General features: G+C 35.9%; 11 protein-coding genes and 2 pseudogenes. 7 read left to right on the top strand and 6 right to left on the bottom strand.

All coding sequences use genetic code 11. From position 1 onward, the window contains the following. Positions 1 to 172 precede the first annotated feature (172 nt). From FHG67_RS22930 to FHG67_RS19300, 3 genes and pseudogenes are all read left to right on the top strand, one after another. Positions 173 to 934, top strand: a pseudogene (locus FHG67_RS22930) (hypothetical protein); the annotation flags it as partial. A gap of 997 nt (positions 935 to 1,931) precedes the next feature. Continuing rightward, positions 1,932 to 2,857 (top strand): annotated as a pseudogene (locus tag FHG67_RS19310) (IS110 family RNA-guided transposase); the annotation flags it as partial. A 164-nt stretch (positions 2,858 to 3,021) separates the two neighbouring features. Then, positions 3,022 to 4,094, top strand: a protein-coding gene (locus tag FHG67_RS19300) for an IS3 family transposase (RefSeq protein WP_250185454.1) whose coding sequence is annotated in 2 segments (ribosomal slippage) — positions 3,022 to 3,259 and positions 3,259 to 4,094 — 1,074 coding nt in all. Because the reading frame shifts where the segments join, the coding sequence is not laid out codon by codon here. Between the two features lie 414 nt (positions 4,095 to 4,508). On the opposite strand, the gene FHG67_RS22500 is transcribed toward FHG67_RS19300, so the two are convergent. From FHG67_RS22500 to FHG67_RS19270, 6 genes are all read right to left on the bottom strand, one after another. Further along, a complete protein-coding gene (locus tag FHG67_RS22500; protein ID WP_232616659.1) occupies positions 4,509 to 4,829 on the bottom strand; it encodes a hypothetical protein in 321 nt (106 codons plus the stop codon). Between the two features lie 175 nt (positions 4,830 to 5,004). After that, positions 5,005 to 5,292 (bottom strand): HigA family addiction module antitoxin, encoded by a 288-nt coding sequence (locus FHG67_RS19290; RefSeq protein WP_036075081.1) that lies wholly within the window; start codon positions 5,290 to 5,292, stop codon positions 5,005 to 5,007. 85 nt (positions 5,293 to 5,377) lie between these two features. Beyond that, positions 5,378 to 5,590 (bottom strand): type II toxin-antitoxin system RelE/ParE family toxin, encoded by a 213-nt coding sequence (locus FHG67_RS19285; RefSeq protein ID WP_080597140.1) that lies wholly within the window; start codon positions 5,588 to 5,590, stop codon positions 5,378 to 5,380. Between the two features lie 937 nt (positions 5,591 to 6,527). Beyond that, positions 6,528 to 7,043 carry a YaaR family protein gene (locus FHG67_RS19280; protein WP_004501222.1) on the bottom strand — a complete coding sequence of 172 codons (516 nt, stop codon included), beginning with the start codon at positions 7,041 to 7,043 and terminating at the stop codon, positions 6,528 to 6,530. Further along, positions 7,040 to 7,384: a bactofilin family protein gene (locus FHG67_RS19275; RefSeq protein WP_002623702.1), complete on the bottom strand. Its 345-nt coding sequence runs from the start codon at positions 7,382 to 7,384 to the stop codon at positions 7,040 to 7,042. The genes FHG67_RS19280 and FHG67_RS19275 overlap by 4 nt, the downstream gene beginning before the upstream one ends. Continuing rightward, the gene (locus tag FHG67_RS19270) at positions 7,385 to 8,404 is read right to left on the bottom strand and encodes a M23 family metallopeptidase (RefSeq protein ID WP_004499637.1); all 1,020 of its coding nucleotides are present in this window, start codon (positions 8,402 to 8,404) and stop codon (positions 7,385 to 7,387) included. Positions 8,405 to 8,524: 120 nt separating this feature from the next. Here FHG67_RS19270 and FHG67_RS19265 point away from each other — a divergent pair, with 120 nt between their 5' ends. The 4 genes from FHG67_RS19265 (at position 8,525) to FHG67_RS19245 (ending at position 14,701) form a co-directional block, all read left to right on the top strand. Continuing rightward, the gene (locus FHG67_RS19265; RefSeq protein ID WP_004497264.1) at positions 8,525 to 9,334 is read left to right on the top strand and encodes a TatD family hydrolase; all 810 of its coding nucleotides are present in this window, start codon (positions 8,525 to 8,527) and stop codon (positions 9,332 to 9,334) included. Continuing rightward, positions 9,327 to 10,580: a serine--tRNA ligase gene (gene serS / locus FHG67_RS19260; protein ID WP_016759993.1), complete on the top strand. Its 1,254-nt coding sequence runs from the start codon at positions 9,327 to 9,329 to the stop codon at positions 10,578 to 10,580. The genes FHG67_RS19265 and serS overlap by 8 nt, the downstream gene beginning before the upstream one ends. Before the next feature lie 1,923 nt (positions 10,581 to 12,503). Then, positions 12,504 to 13,796 carry an OmpA family protein gene (locus FHG67_RS19250; RefSeq protein WP_142499932.1) on the top strand — a complete coding sequence of 431 codons (1,293 nt, stop codon included), beginning with the start codon at positions 12,504 to 12,506 and terminating at the stop codon, positions 13,794 to 13,796. Positions 13,797 to 13,858: 62 nt separating this feature from the next. After that, entirely contained in the window at positions 13,859 to 14,701 is an 843-nt protein-coding gene (locus FHG67_RS19245) for a transporter substrate-binding domain-containing protein (protein WP_002623708.1), read from the top strand. The last annotated feature ends 2 nt before the right edge of the window (positions 14,702 to 14,703 follow it).

The raw sequence follows: 14,703 nt of genomic DNA, 5'->3' as shown, positions 1-14,703 counted from the left end.
ATTGAAACATCCTTTTTTTTAGAAAAATGAATCATAAATTTCTTAGGCCGAACCCACGTTAAAATATAATTCTCATCAATCAACAAATTGGAAATACGATTTGGGTTTGTAAGAATGAAAGATTCTGAATTGATGAAACAAAAATCATCTTATAGAAAGGGCGGATAAAGTTTTGCTAGATTATTTATTTCCTATTTTAAGTTTTATTAATTTGTTCAGAGATTGGGAACCAACTATTAGCTTTATACTTGCTTCTTTGATCGTGATTATCGTCTTACCTTTATATTTGAAATCGCCTTTGTTAAAAGAAAAGAAGATGGATTCCTTTTTTTATCATTGGCTTGATCTACTGATATTAATTTTAATTCCTTTGTTGTTGTATATTAAACTGACGAAAGAATATGACAACTATGATGAAGGTGGATCCATAATACTTGGTTTTGTTTTGAGTTTGATATTTATTTTCTACATAGAATTGACTTTGCGTTTTAAAAAGGTTCGGTTGTTTTATTTTTTTATCCTTGCTTGTAGTTGCGCAACGTTGATCAGCTTTATTAGTTATTTTAGTTTTATTATTAGTTTTATTAAAAATTCGGAGCCGATTTTGAGCTTTATGCTCACTTCTTTGATAGTGATTATTGTCTTACCTTTATATTTGAAATCGCCGCGAAAAAAAAGGGAAACTGAAAAACACTTCAGCTTTTTATATCATTGGTTTGATCTATTGATGTTAATTTTGATTCCTTTGCTATTGTACATTAAATTATTAGCGGAGAAATATAACAAAGATGATGAAGGTGGATCCATAATACTCGGTTTTGTTTTGAGTTTAATATTTATTTTCTACATAGAATTGACTTCGCGTTTTAAAAAGGTTCGGTTGTTTTATTTTTTTATCCTTGCTTGTAGTTGCGCCGCGTTGATCAGCTTTATTAGTTATTTTAGTTTTATTATTAGTTTTATTAAAAATTCGGAGCCGATTTTGAGCTTTATGCTCACTTCTTTGATAGTGATTATTGTCTTACCTTTATATTTGAAATCGCCGCGAAAAAAAAGGGAAACTGAAAAACACTTCAGCTTTTTATATCATTGGTTTGATCTATTGATGTTAATTTTGATTCCTTTGCTATTGTACATTAAATTATTAGCGGAGAAATATAACAAAGATGATGAAGGTGGATCCATAATACTCGGTTTTGTTTTGAGTTTAATATTTATTTTCTACATAGAATTGACTTCGCGTTTTAAAAAGGTTCGGTTGTTTTATTTTTTTATCCTTGCTTGTAGTTGCGCCGCGTTGATCAGTTTTTTTTATATACCATTCAAATTGATTTTATTTTATAGAATTGATTACTCGTTTTAAAAAGGTCCGGCTGATCTATTTTTTATCCTCGCTTGCGCTTGCGCGATTTTAATTAGTTTTTCTTTTCTGCTAGATTGAATATTCGATCTCTTTCTTACTCTTGAGTTTGAAACAAATCCTTTTTTATTTAACGTGAATTCGATAGAACAAATGTGAATTGATTGAATTAACGTTAAATAACGTGAGTTCGGCGTAACAAAATGCGAAAGTGGTTATTATGTTGCGATCCGTAGAGAAGCCCCACAAATTAAGAAGGCTTTTGGGATAATAGGGATTAAAAACTGATATTTTTCAAGTGTTCCGACAAGAATGAGGCTTTTTACTTGCAAAAAGTATGATTTTCTGATAGAGAAAAATCTCCCGAGTTTCCCGCCTATTTCGCGACCTGTAGATTAGTATGATTCTTGGACGTAAGATAGTTCGAAGTGTGATATTCTTGATTCGACGGAGTCAAGAAGGCCGGTGGAGTAACTCGGCATCTCGCTCTCTAACTCAGCGGATGCCTCTCCGAACTCAGATCTCACTCCCTATGGGTCGTTCGATAGATCGGCATCCAGATCGTTCGATTGGATCTCAATCTTTTAGAATTGCAAAATCAATACTCAACAAAGGGATTCAAGTAATTGTCCTAAATCCCGGAGACTTGGCAACGATCTATCAGTCGTTAAAGAAAACGGACAAAGAAGGTTTACTTAAAATAGCCAGGCTCATTCAACGATATCCAAAAGAAGAGTTCCAATTCCCACAACGTGCCCCATAAGAAGCGTTGTGTTGAGTTTCTCTCGACGAAGAGGAAGACAATCGAAGACTTTGCACGGAACATGAAAACTGGACAAGACAATTAACGCAAGTAAAGAATCGACTTCATAGTTTATTCACTCAAGCAGGTTTGATTGAAATCACCAAAAAGCATTTGCGAACAAAAGCATCCAGAGAAGCTTCCGTAACTCTACTTCCTGATCGATACAAAAGAGAAGCGGAACGAATCTTAAAAGTTTTAGATTTAGTCGAACTAAATCTAAAACTCATAGAAGAAGAAATTAAAGAGACTCTGAAAAAAAATCAGAGTTACGTTCAAACGATCATGTCCATGCCTGGGATCGGTATAATTACTTCTTTGGCGATCATGAGCTACATGGGAGATTGTAAAAGATTTTCATCCGCAAAACAAGCAGCCGACTATTCAGGCTTGGTTCCGAGAGTTGACATTTCGGGAGATACGGTTCGATACGGAAGAATTGTATCTCGTGGTTGTCATGCAATTCGAAGGGTGATTGTTCAGGCGGCTTGGAGTTTGGTCCGTTGTCAGCATGGCGAAAAGATAAAAGAATTCTATCAAAGGTTATATGTTAAAAAAGGAGCTAAGAAATCGATCATAGCGACTTCACGCAAATGATCGAAGTTCTTTATACAATGATTCGAACGGGAAATCTTTTTGATTCTATGCCCGAAGAAGTATTGAATCGAAAATTAGCTCAATATGGTCTTATGTAAAAAAATAACGGAAGGGCTTGACACAAGAAACATAGGAGAGAGCGAAATAGAGTTTATTCTCCCCCACCCAAAAATAAGAGAAACTCAGGTGACCTAGCCCCCGAATTTAGAACCAATTAGAATGTTTGAAATCCTCTGAAAAGCATATAATTTTGGAGGAAAATATGAAGAAACGTTTCAGTGAAGATCAAATTCACAAGATATTGAAGGAATCGGAATCAGGGGCATCGACCTCTGATGTTTGTCGTAAGTATGGAATCAGCGGAAATACTTTTTACCGTTGGCGTTCGAAATACGGAGGTTTAGAACTGAGCGATCTGAAGCGAATGAAGACTTTAGAGGAAGAGAACAGTAAGCTAAAGAAACTATATGCAGAATTAGCTTTAGAAAATGAAGCGATCAAGATGTTACTCGAAAAAAAGTGGTGAGCCGCGAGCAGAAACGAGAGGCAGTTATGTTGATCAAAACGAAACTTGGAGAACGAAAATCCTGTCGTCTCTTGCAAATTTCCAGAACCGTCTTTCGGTATCGTTGCGGACTTCAAGACAAAAACAAGGAATTAAAGGATCGAATTCGTTCTTTAGCGTATAAACATAGAAGAGCGGGATATAGGCAGATCCATTCTTTCATTCGTCAAGGAGAGCATGTAAATCATAAACGAATCTATCGCCTGTATTCCGAATTGGGCTTAAAATACCGAATCAAGCGAAAACGAAAGAGGCTGTCATTGCCTACTGTTCCAAAGATTGTTCCTAAGAAATCGGAGGAAAGATGGTCAATGGATTTCATGTCGGATTCGCTCTATTCGGGAAGAAGATTCAGAATTTTGAATATTATCGATGACTTCGGTCGATTCGCAGTCGTAACGAAGGCGGAATTCTCAATTACTTCAGAAAGATTAGTAAGGATTTTGAATGAAGTATCCGAAGTCCGTAGTCTACCAAAACAAATTGTTGTGGATAATGGTCCCGAATTCACATCAAAAACATTTTTACGATGGGCTTTCGAAAAAAGAGTCGATATTCATTTTATCACACCGGGCAAGCCTACTGAAAATGCCTTCATCGAGAGCTTTAACGGAAAAATGCGAAACGAATGTTTAAATGAAAATTGGTTTAAAGATATCGAAGAAGCCCGGCGCCTCATCGAAGAGTGGAGAATCTTCTACAATTCAGAAAGGCCACATAGCTCACTCGGGGGATTAACTCCGGAGGAATATTTAAGACGCTCTGCTTAAGAGGATTTTCACACATTACGCTGGTACTAAAAATGGGGGCATGTCACAGGCACAACACTTCCTATGGGTCGGTGTTTAGGGCGCGTTGTGGGAACTAAGTTTCACGGGGATTTTGTCGTAATTCCGACAAATTTATCTTCGGATCCAAGTATTTGTGGGGTTGGTTATGTTAGAGAGTAACACTTTAATTTCTTATTCGCCAAAACTTTCAACCGCCGAACTCACGTTAAATAAAATTACAGAAAAGATTATTATTTGTACTCTTATTTTTTTTATGGTATTTTTATTGCCGCTGCCACTTAATGTTATGCGAAGAGTAATATGCTGATGCTGGAAGTCGATAGTTTTGTTTTTTCAGTTGGATTTACAGGCGCAATCTATTCTATCTTCATCAAGTGATCAAGAATTCTTAGTTTAAAAATTCCAACCGGAAAGAAAAGCGTCATTTACAAAAGCGGTTAGGAATGCAATTGCCAAAATTGCCCACCAACGCGGAGTAATGAAGCGATAACCGTTTAATTGTGAAATATCCTCCCCGCGTGCAATTCTTTCGGATTTAGGATCGGTGAATAAAATCATTCCAATTCCAAGAATACAAAACATTGGGAAAAGGATACTTGCTTTTCGATAAAAATAACCTTCATAAATGGCCGTATACCAAGTCCAAACTGTAAAAGATAAACCTATAATGAAAAATACAAATCCACCGATTTTTTGTTGTCGTCTTGTCGCCATTTCACACCACTATTTTTATAAGTTCATTTCTATCGACGATAAATACAAGTTTGAAAAAATAACGGCGATATATCTGTAGAAAGAATGATATAAGAGTTTATTTTCCGGGGTTGCAAAGAATACTGTGACGAAGACCGGAGTGAAAAGTGATGGTTTGGTTGAATTAGAAATAAACCTAAGCAGAAATTGGAAATTTAGTCACGTTTTTAGGTTTATCTTGTAAAGCATTCCACAAATCTAATTTAATCTGCATGTTAAGCCAACTTTCCGGAGAAGTGTTCGTTGCTAATGCAATTCTAATCGCAGTTTCAGGTGTAATTGAACTTTTAGCATTAACTATTTTCGAAAGTGTTTTATGTGATATTCCTAGATCCTTAGCCGCTTCAGTAAGAGTCAGGCCTAATGGTTTGATTACATCTTCTAATAAGACTTTCCCGGGATGAGTTGGTTTTCTTTTATTCATAATTATTCCTTTTAATGATAATCTTCATAATCGACTATGATTGCGTTTTCACCCTAAAATTCAAATGTAACACGCCAATTTCCATTCATCCAAACCAACTTCTATTTTTTTCCTTACCTTTGAGTTGATGTAATTTAAATGAAGATAAATTCATATCTTTTGGGTTTACTGAAGCATCTAACTTATCTAAAATTCTATCTAATTTACTTGCGTGATCAGGTTGGATTCCTTTCTTACTACCAGTTTCAAAATACTGTTCTAAACCTTTGTGTTTAAACGAAATTATCAACAGCTTCATTGTAACCTAATAGGTTACAATGACAAACGGTTTATTTAACGTGTATTGAATATAACGAATACGAAAGCGATTGAAGCGACGTCAATAAGGTAGACATGATATTTTTACTGCCTCTACTACTTAACATTATTTAATACCTTTCCATATTTAAAAATTTATAAACGTTTCTAACAAAGTACAATTTTTAGTTACTCGTTTTAATATTATAGAATTCGCACGAAGCAAAAGAGCGAATAAAATGAATCATTTGCTGAGAGTATCGGACGAGTATGGTGGCGAAACGAAAGATCTACTTATTTCTATGCGAAGTCTCTGGCAGAATACTTCTCCAATATTCGCCCATTCTTCCTCGACCCAACATCGATGCTTTTGAAATATTGTCGAGCCGGAAGTTGGATGTTGCGTGGAGAAATGAAAGTAGATTTGGTGTGGAAAAGGATGTGAAACAGTAGTCTGCAATAAGGTAATAGTAAGGTAGCATTGTTTGTAGTTCGAGATCGAGTTCGGATAATTCTGCCAATGAATCTAGTTTTGATAATACATAAGTTTGAGTTTGTAGAGAGAGACCCGTAGAGGTGTCGAACGGGGGGCCCGAAGAAGAAACCCGTGAGAAATGGAGGTTCGACTGCCGCGTACCATTGAAAGAATAAAGATCTTTTCAAACCTTCTAAAATACCGGCTTCGCGATATAAGAGCACGTAATCCTCATATAAACGTTTGAAGCGCAGACTTACTTCCGAATCTACAATGATCTGTATTTGATGCTTGATAGAACCCTGTGTCTCTGAGACAAGCCTCCTAAGTGTGTTGTCTTCTTGCGTTAATTCTTCAAGTGATTTCATGTAACAGAGTGGTTTTAATCAAAGATTACGCATAATGTTTTTTCACAACAAACAGTCAAATACAGATTCAAAAATTCTTAATTTCTTTGAAGGTTCTATTCCTGAATATCCAACAAAAGCCCTCTGATATCCGTCAGGGACTTTAAAAGTTTAAATGCGGAATTTTCTTCGTTCATAATCAGTTCCGCCAAAATCTGAATTTTTTCGTCGATGATCTTGACGACATGATAGATTTTTTTGGCTTCGCCCTTTATCCTTTTGGAAAGAGTTTCCACTCTCATGTTTTGATCGATTACCGATTTGGTGATCGTTTGAATGTGCTTTTGATACGCATTTAGGTTTTCGATCGAAGGAAGATCCAAAAATCTTTTTTCAATATCGGGAAGCTCCCTCCAAAGAGCGTTTAAATCCTTTGTCGTCTCGGATCCGGAAGGAACGATTTCTTCTAAAATATCTAAAAAAGAGGATGAATTTGCCGACTCAATTATTTCGGCTTGATTTGAAAAATTACTTCCGTTTAAGGAAGGGATTTCATTCTTCTTGCCTTTGGAAGTTTGTCTGGTTTCGGTTTCTTTGCGCGGGAGTTGATAAGGTGGTATGAGTACTTTCAATGCGTAACTGGGTTAATTTTACAATTGCCTTCGAATTGTACTCCTTCTTCCATTACGATTCTAGGAGATACGATATCTCCTTTCATTCTGCAGGAAGCAAGTAAAGTCACCCGCTCGCTCGCGTAAATATTCCCATTGATTTCACCACCAGCGACGACAATTCGGGCTCTGATATCGGTATCGACAATTCCAGATTTTCCGATTAGGACTTTTCCTTCGGTTTTTATGGAGCCGCGAAAAATTCCATCGATTCTTAAAAGCCCGGTGAGTTTGAAATCTCCGCTGAATTCGGCGCCTTCGCCAATGATACTATTTACGATTAAGTGTTCTTCTGTTGCCATTCAGTCCTGAATTTGATTGAGGAAAGCGAACGGATTGATTGCTCTTGTTCCAACGTGGATTTCGTAATGAAGCATATAGTTCGGAGAAGCTTCTGTTTTTCCGACAAAACCAATAACTTCAGTCTTGGAAACCTGCTGACCTTGTTTCACTTTCAATCGATCCATGTTCGAATAAATTGTCTTCCATCCGTATTTGTGAGAAACTTTTACAAAATAACCTGTGTTTCTTGTATAACCGATTTCATATACGGTTCCGGGTGCGGTCGCGAGAACTTCCGAACCAGCAAAAGATCCGATATCGACTCCATTGTTGTGTTCTCTTCTTCCTGAAATCGGATTAAAATAAGAACCGTAAGGATAAAGAACGTAACCTTTTACGGGCCAAATGGAGGGAGTTTGTTTGAGAATATTTTTTCTCTTTTTAAGTATTGAAATGATATCTTGTGTAAGTTCGTTGCTGATTTTTAAATTGTGAACATCTTCTTTCAGTCTGAAAACAGCCGCACCTTCCGGAAGATCGTCCGTCTGAAAATTAATAGGCTTCGGTTCTATAATAGAAGGAGGTTGTGTGGAAAGTTGTTCCGCTCCGCCGATTCCTTTGGAAACTTTTGCGGGATCACCGCCTAACCTTATATAGAGTCTGGCTAATCTTCCGTAATAATATTCCACGTATTCGTGAAGAGAATTAATCTCTTCCTTCATTTTGGCTGATTGGCGAATAAAATCCTTATTGGAAAGATTAAGTTCTGTAAGTTGATGAACGGAACCACTATGACTTAATACGTTGATGGAACTGATGATAAGAAGAATAAAAACAGTCCCGACAAAGATTGAAATGGCTCTGTAAGAAATGTGAAAATTGATTGTCTTTTGTTCGGAATGGGGAATTACCATCACGGTAAGTCTTTCTTTTCCCTTTCTATTGAGCTCAGAAAGTTTTAAATCCAATTTGAGCTTGTATTCTTGATACTTATAACGAAGCCTATAATAGATGAGTGCGGAAGTTGCTTTAATATCCACGGTTTATGTCCCGAAACTTAGTCTTTAGACGAATACTTTTACTTGTCTGAAGAGATCTTAAAAAATCTCTTTTCAGTCAATCGAATTCACAAAAAGTGACTCACTAAAACCGGATTTCTAATGGTTTCTATCGTCGATACACATTGTCATCTTGATATTATACAATCCGAAGGTTTGAAAATTGCGGATTCTTTAAGGAATGCGACCGAATCTGGCGTAAAAAAAATCATCCAAATCGGTATTGATCTTGAAAGCTCTTTAAGGGCTCGATCCATTGCAAACGAATATTCGAATGATTTTTTAGAGATTCGATATTCGATCGGTTGTCATCCTACGGAAACTCACGAATTTCCGAATCAAGATGAAATTCTAGAATTTATCTATAAAAATTTAGATGATCCTAAACTCTCCGCGATCGGAGAGATAGGGCTCGATTATTATCACACCGCTGATACCAAAAAACAACAGGAAAAAGTTTTGGAATCGTTTTTAGAATGTTCCTTTAAAACCGGATTGCCGGTTGTTATTCACTCGCGCGATGCGAAAGAAGATACTGTTTCTATTTTAAGAAATTTTCGTGATCGGGCTTTCGGCGTGATTCATTGTTTTACTTATGATTATCCAACGGCCAAAGCGCTGATCGATATTGGTTATTATATTTCTTTTTCTGGAATCGTTGCTTTTAAAAACGCGACGGAAATTCAAGAGGCGGCCTCCAAACTTCCCCTTGAATGCATATTGATTGAAACCGATGCTCCATTTTTGGCTCCTCCCCCTTTTCGAGGAAAAAGGAACGAACCTTCTTATATGAGATTTATTCTAGATAAGATGTTCTCGCTCAGACAAGAATCCAATATCGAAGTGGAAAATAAAATTTTTGAGAATAGTATAAAATTTATGAATCGTAAGGCGTACCATCACAATGCTTGATTTGCGTTATATCACTGAAAACACAGAAGACTTGAAAAAAGTTTTAGAACTCAGAGGATTTAAAGAAGTCGGAATTATAGACGAACTGAAGTCGATCATTCAAAGAAAACGCGAACTTCAAAAGGAAGCAGACGTTCTTAGGGAAGAGAGAAACAAAGTCAGCAAAGAAGCGGGAAGGATCAAACAATCCGGCGGAGACATTACCGAAATATCCGCATCCGTAAAACTCGTAGGAGAAAAAATCAAAGAAATAGAAACCAAACTTGAACAGGAAGAAAACGCTCTCATCAATATTAATTTAGGACTTCCTAATATTCTTGATCCTAGGGTTCCCGATGGAAAGTCCGAACACGATAACGTAGTTCAATACGAAGTCGGAAAAATTCCTTCTTTTTCTTTTCTTCCAAAACCTCATTTCGAAATTGGTGAGGCTCTGAATTGGATTAATTTTGAAAAAGGGGTAAAACTTTCCGGAGCAAGAGCTTATACATATTGGAAAGACGGAGCGAAATTAGAAAGAGCTTTGATGAATTTTATGTTGGATATTCATACGAAAGAACACGGTTATACCGAAGTTTGGGTTCCTTCAATGGTAAACGACGAATCGATGACGGCGACGGGACAATACCCTAAATTTAAAGATGAATTTTATAGAATCGAAAAAGACGAACTTAACTTGATTCCGACTGCGGAAGTCCCTCTTACGAATTTATATCGGGACGAGATTATTCCGGAGGATCAGTTGCCGATTTCCGTAACGGCACATACTTCCTGTTTTAGAAGAGAGGCCGGGTCTTATGGAAAAGATACTCGCGGGCTTGTTCGGGTGCATCAGTTTCAAAAGGTGGAGCTTGTAAAGTTTTGTAAACCTGAGGATTCGGAGGAAGAACATAAAAAAATGCTTTCTCATGCGGAGAACATACTTAAAAAATTAGAACTTCCTTATAGAGTGATCATTCTTTGCAGCGGGGATATTTCTGCGAACTCCTCGATTACTTACGATATCGAGGTTTGGATGCCAGGTTTGAATCGATACATGGAAATTTCTTCCGTCTCTAATTTTAGGGACTTTCAAGCGAGAAGAGGAAAAATTCGTTATAAATCCAAAGACGGAAAAAACCAGCTTGTACATACAATCAATGGCTCGGGACTTGCTTTGGGAAGAACCTACGCAGCAATTTTGGAAAATTTCCAAGACGCAAACGGAACAGTTCGTATTCCGGAAGTGTTAAAATCTTATTTTTAGACCGATTTGTATTCCTTTAAATATATTAGTATGATTTAATATATTTAATCATATTCATTCTGTTTTGATCTTATGTTTAATGTTAGTTCGACGCGATTCGTTCTTCTGTAAAAAGTTGAAAGTTGAAAGTTGTGAATCTATTCTTAAAATGTGGGAATTACCACTCGGGCGCATGAATAAAATACTATGATAAACTATTTCGAAAATTAGAATCTTCCTTTAAAAAGTCGGGATTTCCCGATTTGACTTAATTTTTGAGAACCATTGTACTTTTGCAAAAACGACCGCTTATTTTCGAGTATCATTTTTATGCGTCCGAGTAGTATAACAAATCGCGATTTTACGAACAAATTCTAAAAGTAGGATTCCTAACTTTTAGAAAATTTTTTCTCATTTTCAACCGCCGAACTCACGTTGTTTAATGTTAATTTTATAAAGCTTATCTGTAATAAAATTACGGCATCGGATCTGTAGTTTTTTTGGAAAACAGAATTCAATAACACAATAACAAGATTTTCTGGAGGGAGGCTCTTACCATAACCAACCCCACAAATACTTGGATTCGAAAATAAATCTGTCGGAATTACGACAAATCCTCTGTGAAACAGGCTCGGCCCCACCCTGATTTTTGGGTGGAGGGGTGGGAGGCGGGAAAAGACTCGGGAGATTTTTCTCTATCAGAAAATCATACTTTTGGCAAGTAAAAAGTCTCATTCTTGTCGGAACACTTGAAAAATATCAGTTTTTGATCCTTATCCCAAAAGCATTCTTAATTTGTGGGGTTGGTTATGGGCTTTTACTGATCCCTATAAAATAGAATACCGTTCATTTGAGCACAAATCCCGCGTTAGACGCAAAATTTTAAACATTCTATTATGTAGAGATGAGTAGCGCGTTTTGATTTTTAGTCATAACGACAAATTGTTCTGTTTGGCCTGGGAGAAATTTTAACTTTTTTGATTGGAATAACTTGTTGGAACAAATCAGAAAGAAATGAGTTCGGCATAAAAAAGTTTTGATCAATAAAATTTAATTTTTTTATAAAAAGAAAAATCATATGTAGAAATTCTTATGCTGTAGGCATTAGTCGGTATTGCCTGACTTGACTTAAAATAGATTGCCCATTTTTTAACCTGAAAAAGAAAAACAGACGGAAACAAAATTGAAGCACCAATTATACAGGTTCAACAAGTTATGAAAATGCCAAATTATATTGAACATAAGAAATAAGACGACGGTCACAAAAAGCATTTGGTAATAAGAGATTTAAATTACAAATGGATCGGCTTTTAACTCAAAGAAATGTTTCTACTGACGCGTTAATCCAACAAAATGTCTCTTTACGGTCGGCGTTTCAGATCAATGCCTGACAAGTAAAATCATAATCTTCTAGTAATTAGAAACAAATAATTCCCTATTTTTAGAAAAAGTTTTTCTTATTTTTTGTCATCGAACTTGAGTTGAAATAAAAAATTATCGAAATAAAAATTAGATTTCGAACAAATTTTTGATTAAAGCAGTTTTCAGATTTTTCATTTTTCTGGTTTTTGAACTCAGGTTTTTACTAAAAAAACGGATAATAAAAATAGGGGTTTTTGAAATCCTGGGGTTGTTATGTGTTCTTTTTTTCTAACTTCTAATAACATGTCTGAAAGTTTGCGTTTATTATGTCAAAAGCATCGAGTTAAAAAATTCAACTCCATATTCATTTATGTTAATATTCGTTCCTTTTTTAGGATGGTTGTTAAACCATTTTTTGATTTTCGCCTTATAAAAAGATTATTGTATTTTTCTATTTTTAATAGACCTGAATTTTCTGTTCAAAAAAATTGAATGCTGATGTTTTTGAAAAAATGCCGGAGTATGAGAAAAAATTGCAGTCTTATTTTCGTAATAAAATCCACTAAGAATGTTACATTGAGTATGAAAAAAAATATTTTCGAATTATTCTCAAATCAATTTTCTCTTTTATTAATATATGCGACTTTTTTAATTTTATTACCGATGTTTTCCGTTGCTTCTCAGGAGTTGAATGAAATTAAGAGTTCCAAAAATCAAAAACCAGAAAAATTAAAAGGTTCTATCAATACCAATCTGAATGAGTTTGGAATCAGCCTTACGGATGACGGAAATGTTCTCTATTTTTACTCTAAAAGGGAGAATTCGATTTATACGGATCTTTACAAATCAATTCGTAAGGGAGATAAATGGCAACAAGGAGAGGAAATTGAAAATCTCAATTCGAACTATGATGATCAAAGTCCTTTTATTTTGAATCAAGAAGAAGGGATTATTTTTTCATCCAATCGGGACGGATCGATTGAGTTTCAACTTTCTAATGGAAAGATCGGAGTTTCCAGAGATTTGTATTTTTCTAAAAAGATAAATTCTTCCTGGAGTAAACCTACCGCTCTTCCTATAACCGTAAACACAGAAGAGATCGAAGAAAATCCGTTTTTATTTGACAATCGGTTGTATTTTACTCGTTATCCGTTTGGACAAGTTTCCGAAGCGGATATTTTCGTTTCGGTTTATAGAAACAAAATTTGGGAAAAGGCGACGAGTCTTCCTGATCCGATCAATACGGTCTATTCCGAAATTGCGGCGACGATCAGCAAAGATGGTAAGACAATTTATTTTTCTTCCAACCGCCCTGGAGGTTTTGGCGGTTATGATTTGTACAAATCCACTTTGCTTGCGAATGGAGATTTTTCAGAACCAATCAATCTCGGACCCGATATTAATACGGCTGGCGACGAGGCTTTTTATTTGGAAGCTGATGACGGATTGACTTTTTATTTCTGTAGAAAAAGCGGGCATGATTACGATATTTATTCTATTGTTTCTAATCCCTTCCAAGAATTAGAAAAAGGTAAATCGATTTCTTTGGACAGTATTCATTTTGCTTTGGGATCTTATGAAATTTTAGAAAATTCTTTTTCAATTTTAGAAAATTTGAATTCTTATTTGAAAGAAAACCCAAACGTGAAAATTAAAATCATAGGACATACGGATCTCAATGGGGATTACCAAGAGAATGTAGTTCTTAGCCGTAATCGTGCAGATGCAGTAAAAGATTATCTAGTTAAAAAGGGGATCGATTCAAGTAGAATCGTAACCGATGGAAAGGGAAGTTCGGAACCGATCGTTCCTCACAAAAATCCGAAAACGGATTATAAAAACAGAAGAACCGAATTTCAGATTGTAAGTCCTTAGAAATTATTTTTTTCATTTAAAATGCTCTGGAAAAAAATAAGGATTAATCCACCATTTGTTCCATGTTCGAGATGAGAATTCTATGTTTGTTTTTGGTTTTTCCGGCTGTGTTATTTTCTCAGTCGGAATATGCTGGTTCCAGATTAGAAAGAATTCTTTCTAAGAAAGAACTCGTTGTCGGTGTCAATAAACAGTACGAGCCTTTTTATATCGAAAATCCGAAGGATGGATACCCGGGTATCGATGCAGAATTGGCTAAACTCTACGCGGATTATCTGGGAGTATCCTTAAAGCTTGTACCTCTTAAAACCTTCAGGCAGTTTGCGGAGGATATTCGTGTTGGTAAAATCGATCTTGCATTTGCCGGAATATCCACCGACTTAAATCGGGGTAAACAAGTCACTTTTTCCGATCCTTATCTTGTTACGACCCCTGCGGGACTTGTCAGCAAGAAAATTCTTCCGCCGGAGCCGGAAGGGAATATCGTTATTTCCAGAAGATTTATGAGCCTCTTGGATCTTACAAATTTAAGCGGTCTTGTGAGTTTTTCGGTAAGATCCAATACTACGAATCACATTTATCTTCAAAAGAAATTTTCTAAATTACCGATTTATAGTTATCTTTCGGATTCGATCGCGATCGATAATCTTATCAGTAACAATGTGACTTGTTTCGTAGCGGACAGCTTTTTTATTCTTACTTTACTTCAAAAAAATCCTTCTTTGAAAGCGAATTATCTTCCTCTTTTGGGCACGGTTCAAGAGGAAAATATCAGCGCCGCTCTTCCACTGAATGATTTGATTTTTGCGGATAATTTGAATTTCTTCATTAAGGAATTGAAACGAACCGGTCTTTTAGAAGAATTAAAAAACCGATACTTTAATCAAAACAGCTGGGTAAAGTGATT

The organism is Leptospira weilii (assembly GCF_006874765.1).
GTDB classification, from domain to species: domain Bacteria; phylum Spirochaetota; class Leptospiria; order Leptospirales; family Leptospiraceae; genus Leptospira; species Leptospira weilii.
Note: the sequence above shows the minus strand (reverse complement) of the source record. Positions and strands in the feature narration are given on the sequence as shown.